At 62.7% G+C, this 17,902-nt stretch carries 15 protein-coding genes; 9 read left to right on the forward strand and 6 right to left on the reverse strand.

All coding sequences use genetic code 11. The annotated features are described in order from the left end of the window. The first annotated feature begins 72 nt into the window (after positions 1–72). Positions 73–435 carry a hypothetical protein gene (locus MPC4_RS02500; protein ID WP_174511124.1) on the forward strand — a complete coding sequence of 121 codons (363 nt, stop codon included), beginning with the start codon at positions 73–75 and terminating at the stop codon, positions 433–435. Between the two features lie 387 nt (positions 436–822). Here MPC4_RS02500 and leuB read toward each other — a convergent pair whose 3' ends face one another. Beyond that, the gene (leuB, locus tag MPC4_RS02505; RefSeq protein WP_134488750.1) at positions 823–1,935 is read right to left on the reverse strand and encodes a 3-isopropylmalate dehydrogenase; all 1,113 of its coding nucleotides are present in this window, start codon (positions 1,933–1,935) and stop codon (positions 823–825) included. A gap of 496 nt (positions 1,936–2,431) precedes the next feature. Next, positions 2,432–5,161, reverse strand: a complete 2,730-nt coding sequence (acnA, locus tag MPC4_RS02510) for an aconitate hydratase AcnA (RefSeq protein WP_280514708.1) — start codon at positions 5,159–5,161, stop codon at positions 2,432–2,434. A gap of 124 nt (positions 5,162–5,285) precedes the next feature. On the opposite strand from acnA, the gene ccmA reads away from it, so the two are divergent. The 5 genes from ccmA to MPC4_RS02535 all read left to right on the forward strand — a co-directional run bounded on the left by ccmA (position 5,286) and on the right by MPC4_RS02535 (position 9,093). After that, positions 5,286–5,891, forward strand: a complete 606-nt coding sequence (gene ccmA, locus MPC4_RS02515) for a heme ABC exporter ATP-binding protein CcmA (protein WP_174511126.1) — start codon at positions 5,286–5,288, stop codon at positions 5,889–5,891. Beyond that, complete coding sequence (gene ccmB, locus MPC4_RS02520; protein ID WP_174511127.1) at positions 5,888–6,589, forward strand: heme exporter protein CcmB; 702 nt, start codon at positions 5,888–5,890, stop codon at positions 6,587–6,589. Before ccmA ends, ccmB begins: the two co-directional genes overlap by 4 nt. A 130-nt stretch (positions 6,590–6,719) precedes the next feature. Further along, on the forward strand, positions 6,720–7,493 hold the full coding sequence (locus tag MPC4_RS02525) for a hypothetical protein (protein WP_174511128.1): 774 nt from the start codon (positions 6,720–6,722) through the stop codon (positions 7,491–7,493). Positions 7,494–7,661: 168 nt separating this feature from the next. Beyond that, a complete protein-coding gene (locus tag MPC4_RS02530) occupies positions 7,662–8,459 on the forward strand; it encodes a DUF2092 domain-containing protein (RefSeq protein ID WP_174511129.1) in 798 nt (265 codons plus the stop codon). Between the two features lie 85 nt (positions 8,460–8,544). After that, entirely contained in the window at positions 8,545–9,093 is a 549-nt protein-coding gene (locus tag MPC4_RS02535; protein WP_174511130.1) for a hypothetical protein, read from the forward strand. A 146-nt stretch (positions 9,094–9,239) separates the two neighbouring features. Here MPC4_RS02535 and MPC4_RS02540 read toward each other — a convergent pair whose 3' ends face one another. Then, on the reverse strand, positions 9,240–10,391 hold the full coding sequence (locus tag MPC4_RS02540; protein WP_174511131.1) for an alpha/beta hydrolase: 1,152 nt from the start codon (positions 10,389–10,391) through the stop codon (positions 9,240–9,242). 677 nt (positions 10,392–11,068) lie between these two features. Here MPC4_RS02540 and MPC4_RS02545 point away from each other — a divergent pair. Genes MPC4_RS02545 through MPC4_RS02555 form a run of 3 tightly spaced genes read left to right on the forward strand, consistent with a single transcriptional unit; the run spans position 11,069 to position 12,642 of the window. Further along, on the forward strand, positions 11,069–11,836 hold the full coding sequence (locus MPC4_RS02545; protein ID WP_174511132.1) for a heme ABC transporter permease: 768 nt from the start codon (positions 11,069–11,071) through the stop codon (positions 11,834–11,836). Further along, on the forward strand, positions 11,833–11,997 hold the full coding sequence (ccmD, locus tag MPC4_RS02550) for a heme exporter protein CcmD (protein WP_174511133.1): 165 nt from the start codon (positions 11,833–11,835) through the stop codon (positions 11,995–11,997). Before MPC4_RS02545 ends, ccmD begins: the two co-directional genes overlap by 4 nt. Positions 11,998–12,024: 27 nt before the next feature. Next, a complete protein-coding gene (locus MPC4_RS02555; protein ID WP_174511193.1) occupies positions 12,025–12,642 on the forward strand; it encodes a DsbE family thiol:disulfide interchange protein in 618 nt (205 codons plus the stop codon). 39 nt (positions 12,643–12,681) lie between these two features. On the opposite strand, the gene ligA is transcribed toward MPC4_RS02555, so the two are convergent. The 3 genes from ligA to recN form a co-directional block, all read right to left on the reverse strand. Further along, the gene (gene ligA / locus MPC4_RS02560) at positions 12,682–14,784 is read right to left on the reverse strand and encodes an NAD-dependent DNA ligase LigA (protein WP_174511134.1); all 2,103 of its coding nucleotides are present in this window, start codon (positions 14,782–14,784) and stop codon (positions 12,682–12,684) included. A 106-nt stretch (positions 14,785–14,890) separates the two neighbouring features. Next, positions 14,891–16,198, reverse strand: coding sequence for a nicotinate phosphoribosyltransferase (locus MPC4_RS02565; RefSeq protein WP_174511135.1), 1,308 nt, complete (start codon positions 16,196–16,198; stop codon positions 14,891–14,893). Beyond that, the gene (gene recN / locus MPC4_RS02570; RefSeq protein WP_174511136.1) at positions 16,195–17,856 is read right to left on the reverse strand and encodes a DNA repair protein RecN; all 1,662 of its coding nucleotides are present in this window, start codon (positions 17,854–17,856) and stop codon (positions 16,195–16,197) included. Before recN ends, MPC4_RS02565 begins: the two co-directional genes overlap by 4 nt. Positions 17,857–17,902: the final 46 nt, after the last annotated feature.

The raw sequence follows: 17,902 nt of genomic DNA on the forward strand, positions 1-17,902 counted from the left end.
GAATTTTTCCTTCTTTTACTTGAACGAAAGCGCAAGTGATGCGTTATAAGCGTAGCTTTAGAGGATTTTGACATGTCTTTTGTCGCCCATCGCCATAATGCTTCGATCGTTCTCGCAGCTGCGGCTCTCGCGTCGGTAATTATCCCGGCTTCCGCGCAGACCAAGGCGCGCACGCATCGCGCCCCGCCCGTCGCGGTCGCCTATTCGGGCGAGCGTCCGCCCCTCACTGTCAACAAGCGCAGCTTTCTCGATCCGGGACCCGTCGTTCCGGTCGGCAGCATGTCGAGCTATGTAACAGCCAACACCACTTTCAACCGGACGCCAGATCAGGTGGCGCAACGGTCGAAATTCGGCAATGAGGAGTTGCCGTGGCCGCTTGAAGTTCCCGGGCGTCCCTCACCGGTGCTTCAATTCGAAACGCCGCGGGTCGACTAGAGCGCTTTCCGATCGAATGGGGTCATTCGATCGATCAGAAATCGCTCCAGAGTCAAAAGCTTGAGCATATTCTCGTCGATCAGATCGAACCGATCTGATCGTAATATGCTCTAGAGCATGACGCTGAAAAGTTGCTGACCTTTCGGGCCGGCATCATGCGTTGAAACAAATGCATTTGCCTCTAGCGACATCGCATCCGTGAATTTGCGCGGAGCATTGCGGAGGCGAGCACGCCCGCGCGGCGGACCAGGCGGCCAGGCGGAATTAAAAAAGCGACCGGCGGTGTCCGGTCGCTTTTGTTTTTGGCGGCGTCCCGCTCTTGCAGCGGAGAATCCCGGCTGGTGCATGATGGCGAAAGGTTGCGGACTTCCCGGACCGCATTCTGCTCTAATGCACCGCGATTTTCAGCTCCTCCAGGATGGCGTCGCCCATTTCGCTCGTTGATATGGTTTTCGTCGCTCCGCCCGCAATGTCGGCTGTGCGAAGTCCCTTCTCCAGGACCCTCGCGATCGACCGGTCGAGTCGGTCGGCGAGGTCGTCCATATTGAAGGAATAGCGCAGCGCCATCCCGAGCGAACTGATCATCGCGATCGGATTGGCGATGCCTTTCCCCGCGATATCGGGCGCCGAGCCATGCACAGGCTCGTAGAGCGCCTTGCGCGCGCCGGTCGTCGCGTTTCTCTCGCCAAGCGAAGCCGAAGGCAACATGCCGAGCGAACCGGTCAGCATGGAGGCGACGTCCGAAAGCATGTCGCCGAACAGATTATCCGTGACGATGACATCGAATTGCTTGGGTCGGCGCACGAGCTGCATGCCGAGGGCGTCCGCGAGCTGATGCTCGAGCTGAACATCGGGAAATTCGCGCACATGCAGAGCCGAGATGACCTCGTGCCAGAGCACCCCCGATTTCATCACATTGCGCTTCTCCGACGAAGTCACCTTGTTGCGGCGCTTGCGCGCAAGCTCGAAGGCGATGCGGCCGATGCGCTCGATCTCATAGGTGTCATAGACCTGCGTATCGATGGCGCGCTTCTGGCCGTTGCCGAGATCAATGATCTGTTTCGGCTCGCCGAAATAGACACCCCCGGTCAGTTCGCGGACGATCATCAGATCAAGGCCGTCGACCACCTCGCGCTTGAGCGAGGAAGCATCAGCGAGAGCCGGATAACAGATCGCCGGGCGCAAATTTGCGAAAAGCTGCATGTCCTTGCGCAGGCGTAGCAGCCCCGCCTCCGGACGCAGCTCATAGGGAACATTATCCCATTTCGGACCGCCGACAGCGGCGAGCAAGACTGCGTCCGCCGCTTGCGCGCGCTCCATGTCGTCTTCGCTGATGGCGCAGCGATGAACGTCGTAAGCGCTGCCGCCGACGAGCCCCTTCTCCACTTCAAACTTGACGAACCCCTCATAGGTCAGAAAGGCCGCGATTTTCTCCACCTCGGCCATGACTTCGGGGCCGATGCCGTCGCCAGGCAGGACGAGAAGCTTATATGTTGTCATGTTTCAATGTCCGGTGCATCGGGCTTTGCCGTAGAACGCGTTCACGAAAACGCATCCTGCTCATCAAAAGCCTTTGTTTCGACGCATGATGTGGCTCCCAAAGGTCTCAGACCTTTCGGCATCATGCTCCTGGAGCGCGATTTTTCAAGGATCGTTTATGCGCTCTGTCCCCTCGTTTCGACGCTAATCTTCTCGGAAAAGGACGCCGCCTTTCCAAGATCACGCCACTTATTTCCCCATGGCCTCATCCGAAAAGTCTGCAACTTTTCGGCGCCATGGTCTCCTTCAACGCATGGCCTCATCCGAAAAGTCTGCAACTTTTCGGGGCCGTGGTCTCCTTCAACGCATGGCCTCATCCGAAAAGTCTGCAACTTTTCGGGGCCATGGTCTCCTTCAACGCATGGCCTCATCCGAAAAGTCTGCAACTTTTCGGGGCCATGGTCTCCTTCAACGCATGGCCTCATCCGAAAAGTCTGCAACTTTTCGGGGCCATGCTTTACGCGGCCGCGAGCTGGCGCAGGACGTAGGAGAGAATGCCGCCATTCTTGAAGTAGTCGAGTTCGTCCAGCGTCGCGATGCGAGATAGCAGCGGCACCTTTTTGACTTGACCGTTGGCGTATTTGATCTCCGCCTCCATTTTCTGGCGCGGCTGCAGCGACTCGCCGAGGCCGTGGATGGTGACTTCCTCATCACCCTTGAGCTGCAGGCTTTTCCATGACGTGCCGGGCTCAAACGTCAGCGGTAGAACGCCCATGCCGACGAGATTCGAGCGATGGATGCGCTCGAAGGACTCAGCGATGACGGCGCGGACGCCGAGCAGTTTGGTGCCTTTCGCCGCCCAGTCGCGCGATGAGCCGTTGCCGTATTCGGCGCCGGCGAAGATGACGAGCGGCACGCCTTCCGCCTGATACTTCATGGCGGCCTCGAAGATCGACATTTCCCCGCCGTCCGGCCAGTGCTTGGTGTAGCCGCCTTCGGGCGCCGTCCCGTCGGCGGTCTGGCGGATGAAATTCTTGATGCGGATGTTGGCGAAGGTGCCGCGCATCATGATCTCATGATTGCCGCGCCGCGTGCCATACTGGTTGAAGTTCTCCGCCGAGACCTGGCGCTCGAGGAGATAGGATCCAGCCGGAGAAGCGGCCTTGATCGAACCCGCCGGCGAAATATGGTCGGTGGTGATCTTGTCGCCGAACAAGGCCAGAATGCGCGCGCTCTCGATCTCCTTGACCGGCTCCGGTTCGATCTTCAGGCCCTCGAAATAGGGCGGATTCTGCACATAGGTCGAACCCATGTCCCATTTGTAGGTTTCGCCTTCCGGCGCCTTCACCTTGCGCCAGTTGACGTCGCCGTTGAACACATCGGCGTAACGCTCCTTGAACACTTTTCGCGTCACGAATGCGTCGATGTACTCCGCAATCTCTTCATCGGAGGGCCAGATGTCCGCGAGGAAAACCGGATTGCCCTTCTTGTCGTGGCCAAGCGGCTCGGTATCGAGATCTTTGGTCACTGTGCCGGCGAGCGCATGAGCGACGACGAGCGGCGGCGAGGCGAGATAGTTCGCCTGGACATCGGGGCTGATGCGGCCTTCGAAATTGCGGTTTCCCGAGAGCACGGCCGACGCCACGATGCCGTTCTCATTGATGGATTTCGAGATTTCCGGCGCGAGCGGTCCCGAATTGCCGATGCAGGTCGTGCAGCCGAAACCAACGAGATTGAAGCCGAGCTTGTCCAGCGATTTCTGCAGGCCGGAAGCCGACAGATATTCGGCGACGACCTGGCTCCCCGGCGCCAGCGAGGCCTTGACCCAAGGCTTCACGCCAATGCCCTTTTCGACCGCGTTGCGGGCGAGAAGTCCGGCGCCGATCAGGACGCTCGGGTTCGAGGTGTTGGTGCAGGATGTGATCGCGGCGATGACGACGTCGCCGTGGCCGAGGGTGAAATCCTTGCCTTCGACCTTGTAGCGTTTGTCGGCGTCTGCGGTCTTGCGATATTCCGTTTCCAGCGCGGTCTTGAAGCCGCTACCGACGGCGCCAAGCGCGATCCGCCCCTCCGGGCGCTTGGGGCCGGCCATTGACGGAGTGACTGTCGAAAGATCGAGGTCGAGCGTCTCGGTGAAGACCGGATCGGCGGCCGTGCGTGTGCGATAGAGGCCCTGCGCCCGCGCATAGGCTTCAACGAGCGCAACCCGCGCCGGCGTCCGCGCCGAGGTGGTGAGATAGTTGAGCGTTTCCGCGTCGACCGGGAAGAAGCCGCAGGTCGCGCCATATTCGGGCGCCATATTGGCGATCGTGGCCCGATCGGCGAGCGAAAGATGCGCGAGTCCCGAGCCAAAAAACTCCACGAATTTTCCGACGACGCCCTTCTGGCGCAGCATCTGCGTCACGGTCAGGACGAGGTCGGTCGCGGTGACGCCGGCGCCGAGTTCGCCGACGATCCTGAAGCCGATGACCTCCGGCAGCAGCATGGACAGCGGCTGGCCAAGCATGCAGGCCTCCGCCTCGATGCCGCCGACGCCCCAGCCGAGCACGGACAGCCCGTTGACCATCGTGGTGTGGGAATCAGTGCCGACGAGCGAATCCGGATAAGCAACCTCGACCGTCTCGGCCTTGCCGCGCGCCGGCTTATATTTTTCTTTTTTCGTCCAGACGGTCTGGGCGAGGTATTCGAGATTGACCTGGTGGCAGATGCCGGTGCCCGGCGGCACGACGCGGAAATTGTCGAACGAGCCCTGGCCCCATTTCAAAAAGCGGTAGCGCTCGCCGTTGCGGCCATATTCGAGATCCACATTGATCTTGAAGGCCTTGTTACTGCCGGCGGCGTCGACGATGACGGAATGGTCGATGACAAGATCAACCGGCACCAGCGGATTGATCTTTTGCGGATCGCCGCCGAGCTTCGTCATCGCGTCGCGCATCGCGGCGAGATCGACGACGGCCGGAACGCCGGTGAAATCCTGCATCAAAACGCGGGTCGGGCGAAACGCGATTTCGCGCTCGGTCTTGCCCCTATTGACGAGCCAGGCGGCGACCGATTCGATATCTTCTTTGGTGACCGAACGGCCGTCCTCGAAACGCAGCAGATTCTCGAGGAGAACCTTCATCGAGAAAGGCAATTGCGAGATGCCGGCAAGGCCGTTTTTCTCAGCCGCTTTCAGTGAATAATAGTGATAGGTTTTGCGTCCGACGGTGAGTTTCTTGCGGCTTTTGAAACTGTCGAGCGAGGCCATGAGCATTATCTCCGCACGTCGGGAAAGGAAGGTACCCGGCTTATAAATAATTTCTACGCCGACAGCTATACGGATGCTAGACAGTTAGCCCAAGCTTTTTATGCGGCATCGGTGCGCTTTTCTCATGCGGCTCTCAGCCTCACGCCTCTCCGTCGAACGCGGCGGACGCGTCATTTTTTCCGATCTTTCTTTCGCGCTTCAGGATGGCGAAAGCCTCGTCGTCACCGGGCGCAACGGCGCTGGAAAATCAACCCTTTTGCGCGCGCTCGCGGGCCTGCTTCCGCTGGCTCAGGGCGAACTCTCGCTTGACGGCGCATGCGACGAAAGTATTAGCGAACAGACGCATTACATTGGGCACGCCGACGCTCTCAAAGGCGCGCTTACCGTTGTCGAGAATCTCGAATTTCACGCCGCCTTGCTCGATTGCGGGCGCGGCGGAATTGCGCCCTCCGCCGCGCTCGCCGAATTCGGCCTCGGCCATGTCGCGCATCTGCCCTCGACCTATCTTTCGGCGGGCCAGAAACGGCGCGCGGCGCTGGCGAAACTCCTTGTGGCGCGGCGGCCGATCTGGCTTCTCGACGAACCAACCACCGCGCTCGACGCCGCCTCGCAATCCTTGATGACGGCGATCATGGCCGCGCATGTGTCGGACGGCGGCCTCATCATCGCCGCGACACATGCGAAACTGCATCTCGCAGCGCGCGAACTTCAGCTCGGAGCCGCCGCTTGAACACCGAAAAGACGCCGAGCAAAGAGGCCGCGAGATCTCCTCTTCACGCGCTCTTTTTGCGCGAATTGCGGATCGGCCAGCGCATCGGCGGCGGCGCCAGCCTCGGCGTTGTGTTCTTTCTCATCCTCGTCACCTTGACGCCCTTCGCGGTCGGCCCCGACCTCGCCCTTCTCGGACGCATCGCCCCGGCGATGCTGTGGATTTCCGCATTGCTTGCGACGCTTTTGGGGTTGGACCGGCTGTTTCAGGCCGATCATGAGGACGGTTCGCTCGATCTGCTTTTGACGAGCCGGGCCTCGCTCGAGTTGATCGTGCTGACGAAATGTCTCGCGCATTGGCTCCTGACCGGACTGCCGCTCGTCATCGCGGCTCCTTTCTTCGGTCTGATGCTGGCGCTTCCGGTAAACCAATTATGGAGCGTCACTCTGTCCCTCCTCGTCGGGACGCCCGCCTTGACCTTGATCGGCGCGATCGGCGCGGCTCTTACCGTCAGCCTGCGCCGGGGCGGCCTGCTTTTGCCGGTGCTGATCCTTCCGCTCTGCGTCCCGGCGCTGATCTTCGGCGTCGCCGCGGCAGGAGCCGGCGCCAACGCATCACCCTTCGCGCCGCCGTTTTTGATTCTCTGCGCGCTCAGCCTTCTGGCGCTCGTCGGCGCGCCGATCGCAGCGGCGGCGGCCTTGCGCCAGATGAGCGAATAGCCGGGCGGCAAGGCAACACAATCAGCCTATGATTTACAATTCTAAGCTTTGATTTTCATGAGCCTTCATCCGTTCAGCGCATCAATCGAGGGCACTTGCTCCAGATTGCTCTGTTTTGAGGGTTTCAGCCATGAACCGTAGTTTGCTCACGGGCGCAGCCATATTGACCCTGGCGCTTGCCATTGGCGCGCCGAAACCCGCCAACGCCTTCGAGGGCGGCGTCCGCGGCGGCGGCGGCGATAGGGGAGGAGGCGGAGTTGGAGGCGCCGGGGCCGGAGGCTTCGGGCGCGCAGGGGCGGGAGGGTTCGGAGGCGGCGCCGAGGGCGGCGGCTTCCGCGCTGGAGGCGCCGGCGCAGAAGGCAGCGAGTTCCATGCCGGCGCGGCTGGCGCCGAGGGCGGCGGCTTCCATGCGGGCGCCGAGGGCGCCGCCGGTGGCGGCGTCTGGCATGGCGGGGCCGCGGCGGCTGAAGGCGGCGGTTATCACGCCGGCGCGGCCGGCGGCGCATGGCATGGCGGCGCCTGGCAGGCAGGCGCTGATACGGCGGCGAGCATTATCGGCGCGGACGCAGTCTTGGGCGGCGGCGACGGCGGAGGCGCATATTATGGCGGCGGCGGCGCGGCCTATGGCGGCGGCGCGGGCTATGTAGCGGGCGAAGCCGCCCGAGGCGGCGGTTGGCGCTCGGGCGCGGGGGGCGAGGGATGGACTTCCGGCGCCGCGGCGGCGGGCGGAGGATGGCATGCTGAGGGCGCGGCTGCCGGCGGCGGCGAGGCAGGCGGCGCCGCGGCGGGCGAAAGACATGCCGAAGGAGGCGGATTCGGCGATCGTGGCGGTGGCGGCTTCGGCGATCGCGGCGGCGGCGAAGGGCCCGGGGGCCGTGGAGGCGGGTTCGGCGGCCGTCGATAGCGGCGCCGCGATCCCCTAGCCGCTGCGGCGACGGTCCTGGATGCGCGGCGACGGCTGTGGATGAATGAATGTGCAAAACTGCTGACAGTGATTTACTTTTTTGCGAAAGCTTCACAAATTGCGCTCATGAATGCCAGAAGATCCGGGCATTTGCTCCAAGAGGCGATCATGAAACGATTTGGGATAGGGGCGCTCGCGGCGGCGTTGATGTTTTCCGGGCTTGCCGGCGCAGCCTTCGCGGAAACTGCGACGCCGCCGGCCGCCAATAATGAAGCGCATCCAGCCATCGAGCCGGCTGCGCTCGAAATCCTGAAAGCGACGAGCGAAAAGCTTTCCGCCGCCAAAAGCATTGCCTTTCACGCGCTTGGCGCTTTCGACGTTCCCGCGCGCGACGGCCAGCCCCTGTTCTATTACAGCCGTTCGGAGGTGCTGCTCGTGCGGCCGAACAAGCTGCGCGTGATCGTGCCTGGCGATGGACCTCCGTCCGAGTTCTATTTCGACGGCTCGACGGTCGCCGTGCTGAGGCCAAAAGAAGATCTCATCGCCATCGCGGAGGTCCCCGGCAATCTCGAGGACATGCTGGAGAAAATCTATCAAAAAGCCGGCATTTATTTCCCGTTCGTCGATTTTCTCGTGTCCGATCCATACAAGGCTCTGACGAGCGGCCTGACGCGCGCATTCGTCATCGGCCAATCGGCGATGATCGGTGGCGTGACCACCAATGTGCTCTCGATTTCAGACGAGAAGGTGCATCTGCAAATCTGGATCGGAGCGGACGACAAGCTGCCGCGCCTCATCTGGGCGACCGGGACGGACGCCGACAAGCCGCGTCACATGGTCGAATTCTCCAATTGGAAGCTCGATGGCGACGTATCGAACGAGGCCTTTGCGCCGAAACGGACAGCCGCGACAAAGCAGATTCCGTTTGCCCGGCCGGACGAGGACCCGGGCGAGAAAAAGCCCTGAGCCGGTTATTTCGCCGGATCATTTTTCGGCCTACGCTTGAAACGCCCTCGCATTCTTAATGACGCTCGATATTGAGGTTTCAGCCATGAATCGCAGTTTGCTCACGGGCGCGGCTCTATTGACTCTGGCGCTGGCGGTCAGCGCTTCGAATACAGCCGACGCGTTCCGCGGCGGCGGGTTCGGCGGCGGCGGCGGCTTCCACGCCGGCGGGGCCGCTGGCGGCGCCTGGCACGCGGGCGGCGTCGCCGGTGGCGGCTTTCACGCGGGTGGCGTCGCCGCAGGCGGCTGGCATGCGGGCGGCGTCGCAGGCGGCGGCTGGCATGGCGGCGCCGTGAATGGCAGCACCTGGCACGCCGACGGCTGGCACGCCGGCGGCTATTATGGCGGCGGCTTCCACGGACCCGCCGTGGTCAACGGCTATTACGGCGGCGGCTGCTGGGGCTGCGGCGCGGCGGCCGTCGGCGTCGCGGCGGCTGCGACCGCCGTTGCGATCGGCAGCATGGTCGCGACGGTGCCAGCGGGCTGCCCCTACCAATATGCCAACGGCGTCAATTATTACGTCTGCGGCGGGACCTGGTACCAGCCCTATTACGGCGCCAATGGCCTCTATTATCGGGTCGTTCCGCCGCTTTAGCCCTACAGTGCAACGACCGGAGCCTCGGTCGTCAGAATGGCGACGCGTTCCCCGGCGCGGACAGCCGACGGATCGATCCGGGCTGAATTTAGTCAGCGTTCATGAGAGCGCGGCCGACCAAAACGGTCAGCCGCGCAGCCGGTTGCTTATTTCAGGTTGGCGGTGAGCCAACTCTGATAAAATGCGGCGATCGTCAGGTTGTTCATCTCGAGCATTTCCATGTGGCCGTTGCCCAGGATGCCCACCGTCGCCAGAGGCACATGCTCGTTCTTGACCCCCGCCTGGGTGAGGAACTTCGATGTGCAATAGTCGTAGGTCGCGTGGTAGGATGCTTGGCCCGTCGCGATCAGGATCGGAATTCCGGTCAGGCCTGTCAGCTTATGGACCGGGCCGCTCTGCAGCCAGCAGCTCTTCTTATTGGCGCTCGGCGGCGCAACTTTGACAAGGTTCAGATCAGCGCCGGTGCTGACCGGCGGATTGAATTTCAGGCAGACGTTGCTGAGCCCGCATGTGGTTCCGGGCGCAGTGTCGCCGTTTAGGCTCGAGTTGCCTGTTGGTTCGACCGCGATGACGGCCTTGATCTTGCCCGGGCTGGCTTGCGGAATGAACCAGCTCACCGGGCCAGTCATCGAGTGGGTAATGATGATCGCGGGGCCGATATCTTTGATCAGCGCCGTCACCGCCTTGGTGGTGAGGTCGAGGGCCTGATCGCCGTTCGGCATATTGGCGACCTGAGAGGCGAAGAACTGATCAAAGGCGTATTCGCCGGGCACGCCGCTGCCATAGCCGCCCGGCCACTGCGTATGGAACCTGGCTTGCGGCCACTGCAGTGGAACCGTCAGCTCCGGCGCGGTGAACATCGATTTTATGGTCGCGGGAAGAGGGTTCGGCCCCTGTGGACCATAAGCATTCGGGAAATAGCCGGATTTGCCGCGTCCAGGCTGGTCGATCACAAACACCGGCCAGCCATTCTCCGCGAAAAACTGCGCCCACCCTGGCCGCCCATCCGGCGTTCCGAGGAAATTGGCGCCTGTCTGGCCGCCGCCATGGATCATTATGATCGGATATTTGGCTCCAGGGCCTTGCTGCCCCCATCTGTAACCCGAAGGAATTTGATAGAACACATGCATCTGTCCCGACATTGTGGTCGGGTTCGAGGGGTTGTCGTAAACGCCGCCTTCGTAGATCACGCCTTGGCTGCCAAGGAACAGGGGCCCTTTCTTGGGTCCTCCGCCGCCTCCGGTGAAACCGTCATCATCAGCCGCGCTGGCGATCGCGACACCGAGAAGTAACGCCATGCCCGCGGCTGCGCCGGCGCGCGCGCATGCGGTCGATTTCGCTAGTCGATTTTTCACCTCTGCCCCCTTTGTTCTTTGGAGCCGCATTGGCTTGCGAGAACGGGAGGGATCTACGCTCGGCAATTCTTCATTCTTCCGCTTCGAAGAGCAGATTTGCCTCGACAAATTCCCCCGAGCCGTTGCGGCTTCTCTCCGTCACTCAAGTTTTTGTGACGACGGGGAAAACATTTCAGTCGCGTTGCGAATAATCTTCCATGAAAGTCAGTTCTCTATAATAAAATAGATATTTTACAGGCTAAAAATACGAGCATAAACGTTGCAATACACGGTATGTTCAACAGTTTTTGATGCGGCGTCTATCCCTCGCGTTTGTGCTGGATCCACAAAAATGACAAATCTACCATATATTTAAGTATATTTAAGCTTTACAACGCCCTCGAAGAAAGTTCCTTACGCTAATCAGAGAATCCTGCCATGAGCGGATATGGCCTTGTTGTTGGCGTCCATTATCGGCGCGCTGTGCACGCCGCGGAGATCAAGCAGCGCATCCGTCGCCGCCCGTCCCGGCAATTTGCGTTTGATCGACCGCCGGCATAGACAGTTGGCGCGATCCGCTTGGGGCTTACGAGGATAGCTGAACCGTTCGGCGCAGATCGAAGCAGATTCGGGCAAAGGGCATGCGAAACTACGCCAATCCGACGAACTTTCTCCAACTGGTCAGCGCCTCCACGCCATTCCTGGCGACGGCGACGGCGGTGCTGCTCGCCCTTGGCCTTTATCTCTCCTGGTTCGTCGCGCCGCCGGATTACCAGCAGGGCGAGACTGTGCGGATCATGTATCTGCACGTGCCCGCTGCCTGGCTTTCGATGTTCATCTATATGGTTATGACCTCGGCGGCGCTCGGCACGCTGATCTGGCGTCACCCGCTGGCCGACGCGGCGCAAAAGGCCGCCGCGCCTCTTGGCGCCGCCTTCACCTTCCTTTGCCTCGTCACGGGATCTTTGTGGGGCAAGCCGATGTGGGGCGCCTGGTGGGTGTGGGATGCGCGCCTGACCTCGGTGCTTGTCCTTTTTCTGATCTATCTGGCGCTGGTCGCGCTCTGGCGGACGATCGAGGACCCGGGCAAGGCCGCCCGCGCAGCGGCGATTTTCACCCTCGTCGGCGCCGTCAATATCCCGATCATCAAATTCTCCGTCGACTGGTGGAATACGCTGCATCAGCCGGCGTCTGTGTTTCGTCTCGGCGGCCCGGCGATCGCGCCCACCATGCTCTGGCCGCTCATCGTCATGGCGCTCGCCTTCACTTTCCTTTTTCTGACGCTTCATCTGCTCGCCATCCGCAATGAAATCCTTCGCCGCCGCCTGCGCCGTCTGTCCATCCAGACAGCCGACTCCGAGCGCACCAGCATGGCCGCCTCTTCCGCCTCGCTGGGGACTGCGCTTTGACCGCCGATCCGCATTTTGGCTTCATCGTCGCCGCCTATGGCGTCGGCTTCGTCGTCATCGCGGGAATGATCCTCGCAATTCTTCGCGATTATTTCACGCTGAAGCGGGCTCTTTCGCGTTTTCCGCAGCGTAGCGAACGCGACGATAGGACGAAGCCTTAAAACGATGCTTTCTTGGCGCATATTCACATGACGACGACAGAACCAAAGCTGCAACCGGCGGCCCCTGTTCCGGCCAAGAGACGCTCTCTCCTGGTCTTTCTGCCGCTGCTCTTTTTCGGGGCGATCGCGGCGCTGTTCCTGTTGCGCCTGTTCGCAGGCGATGCGTCCCGCCTGCCCTCGGCCCTGATTGGCAGGGAGGTTCCAGCTTTCACGCTCGCCGGCGTCGAAGGATTGCCGGGCGCGAACGGCCTTTCGGACGCGGATTTGCGCCAGGGCCATGTAACGATCGTCAATGTGTTCGCGTCCTGGTGCGTGCCCTGCCGCGAGGAGCATCCGACGCTGATGGGGATCGCGGGTGATCAGAAGCTGAAGGATCTCGGCGTGCGCCTCGTCGGCCTCGCCTACAAGGATACGCCCGCCAATGTGCGCGAACTTCTCGGGGCGGACGGCGACCCCTACGCGACGATCGGCGCCGATCCCAATGGCCGCGCCGCGATCGACCTTGGCGTCTATGGCGTGCCGGAAACCTTCATCATCAGGGGCGACGGCACCGTCGCCTATCGCTTCGTCGGCCCCCTTAGCGATGAGAGCTATGCGGCGACGCTCCTGCCGGAGATCAAAAAGGCGGCGGGAGCAAACTCGTAAAGGCGCGATTGGCGCTGGGCGCCGATCCTCGCGCGAGCCTCAACGCCGCCCCGTCAGCTTCAGCCAGTCTTCCTCGCTGATTGTCTCGACGCCAAACTCCGCCGCCTTGGCGAGCTTTGATCCGGCGCCTGGACCGGCGACGACAAGATCGGTCTTTTTCGACACCGAGGCCGCGACCTTGGCCCCTAACCGCTCCGCCTGCGCCTTGGCCTCGTCGCGCGTCATGTGTTCGAGCGCGCCGGTGAAAACGACCGTCTTGCCGGCGACCGGGCTTTCCGAGACGATAGCCTCCATCGGCTGCGGCGTCACATGCTCGAGCAGCGCGTCCAGCGCCTGCTCATTATGCGGCTCGGCGAAGAAATCGGCGATGGCCTCGGCGACGATTTCGCCAAATCCTCCGATATTATTGATCTCCGCGCGCGCCTCCGAACCCTCGGCGGCGGCGCGGCCGGTCTCGCGCAGCGCCGCGAATGAGCCGAAATGACGCGCGAGACGGCGCGCATTGGTCTCGCCGACATGTCTTATGCCGAGCGCATAGATGAAGCGGTTGAGCGGCGGCTCGCGCCGCGCCTCGATCGCCCTGAACAGATTGCGGGTCGAGGTCTCGCCATAGCCTTCACGGTCCTTCAGCTTCTTCAATGAGGCCTTGTCGCGCGCCTCCAGCGTGAAAATATCCGCGGGCGTCTTGATCAGCCCATCATGATAAAACTGCTCGATCTGCTTGTCCCCGAGCCCTTCGATATCCAGCGCATTGCGGGAGGCGAAATGCTTGAGCCGTTCCACCGCCTGCGCCGAACAGATAAGGCCGCCTGTGCAGCGGCGCACGACATCGGCGACGCCCGTCTTTTCGTCGATCTCGCGGATCGCCGCCGACCCGCAGACGGGACAATGGTCGGGAAAAACATAGGGCTTGGCGCCCTGCGGGCGCTTTTCCAGCACGGGTCCCAGAACCTGGGGGATGACGTCACCGGCGCGCTGGATTCTTACCGTATCGCCGATGCGAATATCCTTGCGCGCGATCTCGTCCTCATTGTGGAGCGTCGCATTGGAGACGACGACGCCGCCGACCGTCACCGGATCAAGGCGCGCGACGGGGGTCAGCGCGCCCGTTCGGCCGACTTGAATTTCGATGTCACGCAAAACGGTCGTCGCCTGTTCGGCGGGAAATTTATGCGCGATCGCCCAGCGCGGGGAACGCGAGACAAAGCCGAGCCTCTCCTGCAACGCAAGCGAATCGACCTTGTAGACGACCCCGTCGATGTCATAGCCGAGAGAGGCGCGCATCGCCTCGATCCGGTTGTATTGCTCGAGCAGCTCCTGCGCCGAATGGCAGAGCGTCATCAAGGGATTGACCGGCAGGCCGAAAGATTTGAAAGCGGCGACCATGCCCATTTGGGTCTCGGCCGGCAGGCTGCTCGCCTCGCCCCAGGCGTAGGCGAAAAAATGCAGCGGACGCCCCGCAGTGACGGAAGGATCGAGCTGGCGCAGCGAGCCCGCCGCCGCATTGCGCGGATTGGCGAAAACAGGCTTGCCCGCCTCGATCTGGCGCGCATTCATCGCGGCAAAATCCCCATGCGTCATATAGACTTCGCCGCGCACCTCGAGAACGCCGGGCGGCTCGCCGCGCAGCTTTGCCGGGATTTCACCGATGGTGCGCACATTCGCGGTGACGTCCTCGCCCTCAAAGCCGTCGCCGCGGGTCGCCGCCTGAACCAGTTCGCCATGCTCGAAGCGCAGCGAGCAGGACAGCCCGTCGATCTTGGGCTCCGCCGTGATGGCGAGCTTTGCCTCGGGCGCAAGGCCGAGAAACCGGCGCACGCGCGCGGCGAATTCCGCTACGTCCTCGTCGCTGAAGACGTTGCCGAGCGAGAGCATCGGCACCTTGTGGCGGACCTTTGCGAATTTCTCGGACGGCGCCGCGCCGACTTTTTTGGTGAGCGAACCGGGCGTCGAAAGCTCTGGAAAAACGGCCTCAATCGCGCCATAGCGCAGGCGCAAAGCGTCATATTCGGCGTCCGAGACGGTCGGCGCATCCTCAGTGTAGTAGCGCCTGTCATGGGCGCTGATCTCGGCTTCAAGGCGCGCATGTTCACGGCGCGCCTGTGCGAGGGTCAGCGTATCGACGGGCTTTGGCTGTTTCATAGCTGCAGAATTAGCATGGGCGCGGGAAGCCGAGAAGGCAGGCAAATGGCGTCAGAGCTGAATGGGCGTCGGCGAGCAATGACCACAGGCGCGCCAGGCTTTGCGCCTACGCCTGCCGCCACACGCCCGGCTGATAGCCAAATACCCGCTCATAGCGGGCGATCTCGTCCTTTGGCCCCAAAAACTTCGCCGGATTGTCGGAGAGTTTTACCGCCGGACGGCCCTCGACCTCGATCACTTTGCACACCAGCGAAGGCGGCATCACATCGACATCGGCGCCATGCGGCACGCAGCCGGCGAAATCATTGGTGAGATTGGTGCCCCAGCCGATCGAAACCTGCGCCCGGCCGCGCAGATGGCGCACGCTCGCCTCGATCGAATCGATCGTCATGCCGTCGGAGAGAACGATCAGTTTCTGACCCGGATCACGGCCCCGCGCCTTCCACCAGTCGATCAACTCCTCCGCGCCTTCGATCGGCGGCTTTGAATCAGGGCGCGCGCCCGTCCAGTCGGCAGCCCAATCCGGCGCCGCCTTCAAAAAATTCGTGGTTCCGAACGTATCGGGCAAAAGCACGAGAAGATTGCCATCATAAAGGCGCGACCAGTCCTCGAGCACGGTGAACGGCGCCTCGCGCAGGGCCGCGTCGTTCTCGGCGAGAGCTGCGTAGACCATCGGCAGCTCATGCGCATTGGTGCCGATGGCCTCGAGTCCGAGGTCCATCGCGTGCTTGACGTTCGAGGTTCCGATCAGGGCCTCGCCGACGCCCTCCCGGAGCGCCTCGATGCACCAGCGCTGCCACAGAAATCCGTGCCGCCGGCGCGTGCCGAAATCGGATATTTTCAGCGGCCCCTCGCGCGCCAGAATCCGCAGGCGTTCGACCTTGCTCCAGAGCTTCGCCTTGGCCCGCGCATAGAGGACGTCGAGCTCGAAACGGCCCATCCTGAACATGGCCGAGCGCGCCCGCAATTCATTGAGAATGGCGAGCGCCGGCACTTCCCACATCGTCGTCTCGCGCCAAAGCCCCTCGAAGCGAAGTTCGAATTCGCCGTTGCGACGCGACAATTGATAGGGCGGCAGGCGAAAATCGCCGAGATATTCGAGAAAACCCGGCTCGAAAATCTTGGTCCGGCCATAGAAACTGTTTCCGGCGAGCCAAATCAGCTCATTTTTCTGGAAGCGCAGCGAGCGCGCATGGTCGAGCTGTGCGGTCAGCTCCTTCTCGTCGATGCAGTCCGCGAGCCTGACGGCGCCCGATCGGTTGTGCAGTCCGAACGTTGCGTGGACGTCCGGCTTCAGCTTCCAGATCATCTGCAGCATCAGGAACTTGTAGAAATCCGTGTCGAGCAGCGTGCGAATGATCGGATCGACGCGGTAGGAATGATCGTGAACGCGGCTGGCGAGATCGGGAATCATCTCGAGCCTTGCAGCAGCCGGGCGGCGGCGGCGCGCGCTTCATCGGTGATGGTTGCTCCCGCCAGCATGCGGGCGATTTCCTCCCGCCGCGCGTCCTTGCCGAGGGCCAGCACGCGCGTCGCGACGCGGCCGGGCTCCGCCGCGTCCTTGGCGATGCGGAAATGGTCCTCGGCTCTCGCCGCGACCTGCGGCGCGTGCGTGACGGCCAGAACCTGCACGCGCTTTCCGAGCCGGGACAGGCGCTGCCCAATGGCGTCGGCCACGGCGCCGCCGACGCCCGTATCAATTTCGTCGAAGACGAGAGTTGGAGCCGAGCCCCTGTCGGCGAGCGCCACTTTCAGAGCCAGCATGAAGCGCGCGAGCTCGCCGCCCGAGGCGATTTTCATCAAAGGACCCGGCCGCGTTCCAGGATTCGTCTGCACCCAGAACTCGATCTGGTCGACGCCTTCGGGGCCGGCCGGCTCAGGCGCGATCGCAGTGGAGAAGCGCGCGCCTTCAAGCTTCAGCGGCGCGAGTTCGGCGTTGACCGTACGATCGAGCTCGGCGGCCGCGGATTTACGCGCTTCCGACAGGCTTTTCGCAGCGGTGAAATAATCGGCCTCCGACGCGGCGACCGCGGCGGCGAGCGCGCGAAGTTTCGCCTCCCCTGCGTCGAGATCGCCAAGCCGCGCCGCGAAGGTCTCCGCCAGTTGCGAAAGCCCGGCGACAGGAACCGAATATTTGCGGCTTGCGGCGCGCAGGGCGAATAGCCGCTCCTCGACCTGCTCCAGTTCGCGCGGATCGAAATCAGCGTCGCGCAGCGCCTGTTCGAGCGTCTGCCCCGCGAGGTCCAGGGCGCCGAGGGCCCCATCAAGCGCCAGCGCGGCCGGCTCGATCAGGGCCGGCGCCTGCGGCTGCCGGCGCTGCAGCCGGCGCAAGGCGGCGGAAAGCGATGACATCGGCGAATGATCGCCGGCGACGGCCTCAAACACGTCGCGCAAATCGGCCGTCACCTTTTCGGCCTGCATCATGGCCGTGCGTCGCGCCGCCAGCGCCTCTTCTTCGTCCGCCTCGGGCTTCAGCTTGTCGAGCTCGGCGAAGGCGTGACGCAGGTAATCGGCGTCTGCGCGCGCCTGCTCGATGCGCGCTTGCTCGCGCGCCCGTTCAGCCATGAGGCGACGCCATTCGGCGTGCGCCGCGCGGACTTTTGAAAGCTGGGCGTCAAGGCCGCCAAATGCGTCGATCAGCTGGCGATGGGTCGTGGCGTCGACGAGCGCGCGATCGTCGTGCTGGCCATGAATTTCGACAAGCTCCCGCGTGATCGCGCGCAGCGCCTGCGATGTGACGCGCTGATCGTTGACAAAGGCGCGCGTGCGGCCATCCGCCAATTGCACACGCCGCAGGATGAGGCCGCCATCAGTCTCGATGTCCTGCGCGTTCGCCGTTACAAGGGCCGGATGATCGGGGCTAAGGTCGAAGGCAGCCGTCACCTGGCCCTGCGCCGCGCCTTCCCGGACCAAGGCGCCGTCGCCGCGCGCCCCGAGCGTCAGGGAAAAGGCGTCAAGCAGGATCGATTTGCCGGCGCCGGTCTCGCCGGTCAGGATCGTGAGGCCGCCGCCGAACGTCAGATCCAGCTGGTCGATCAGGACGATGTTACGGATGGAGAGCTGAACCAGCATCCGGCCGACGCCTCCCCGCACGAGCCAGAGAAATCTTTGCGTCGCT

Source organism: Methylocella tundrae, from assembly GCF_901905185.1.
Classification (GTDB): Bacteria; Pseudomonadota; Alphaproteobacteria; order Rhizobiales; family Beijerinckiaceae; genus Methylocapsa; species Methylocapsa tundrae.

Excerpts from the sequence above, each read along its gene's own strand:
- MPC4_RS02500 (WP_174511124.1), top strand. The coding sequence starts at position 73 with ATGTCTTTTGTCGCCCATCGCCATAATGCTTCGATCGTTCTCGCAGCT.
- leuB (WP_134488750.1), bottom strand. The coding sequence starts at position 1,935 with ATGACAACATATAAGCTTCTCGTCCTGCCTGGCGACGGCATCGGCCCC.
- acnA (WP_280514708.1), bottom strand. The coding sequence starts at position 5,161 with ATGGCCTCGCTCGACAGTTTCAAAAGCCGCAAGAAACTCACCGTCGGA.
- ccmA (WP_174511126.1), top strand. The coding sequence starts at position 5,286 with ATGCGGCTCTCAGCCTCACGCCTCTCCGTCGAACGCGGCGGACGCGTC.
- MPC4_RS02525 (WP_174511128.1), top strand. The coding sequence starts at position 6,720 with ATGAACCGTAGTTTGCTCACGGGCGCAGCCATATTGACCCTGGCGCTT.
- MPC4_RS02530 (WP_174511129.1), top strand. The coding sequence starts at position 7,662 with ATGAAACGATTTGGGATAGGGGCGCTCGCGGCGGCGTTGATGTTTTCC.
- MPC4_RS02535 (WP_174511130.1), top strand. The coding sequence starts at position 8,545 with ATGAATCGCAGTTTGCTCACGGGCGCGGCTCTATTGACTCTGGCGCTG.
- MPC4_RS02540 (WP_174511131.1), bottom strand. The coding sequence starts at position 10,391 with ATGGCGTTACTTCTCGGTGTCGCGATCGCCAGCGCGGCTGATGATGAC.
- MPC4_RS02545 (WP_174511132.1), top strand. The coding sequence starts at position 11,069 with ATGCGAAACTACGCCAATCCGACGAACTTTCTCCAACTGGTCAGCGCC.
- MPC4_RS02555 (WP_174511193.1), top strand. The coding sequence starts at position 12,025 with ATGACGACGACAGAACCAAAGCTGCAACCGGCGGCCCCTGTTCCGGCC.
- ligA (WP_174511134.1), bottom strand. The coding sequence starts at position 14,784 with ATGAAACAGCCAAAGCCCGTCGATACGCTGACCCTCGCACAGGCGCGC.
- MPC4_RS02565 (WP_174511135.1), bottom strand. The coding sequence starts at position 16,198 with ATGATTCCCGATCTCGCCAGCCGCGTTCACGATCATTCCTACCGCGTC.
- recN (WP_174511136.1), bottom strand. The coding sequence starts at position 17,856 with ATGCTGGTTCAGCTCTCCATCCGTAACATCGTCCTGATCGACCAGCTG.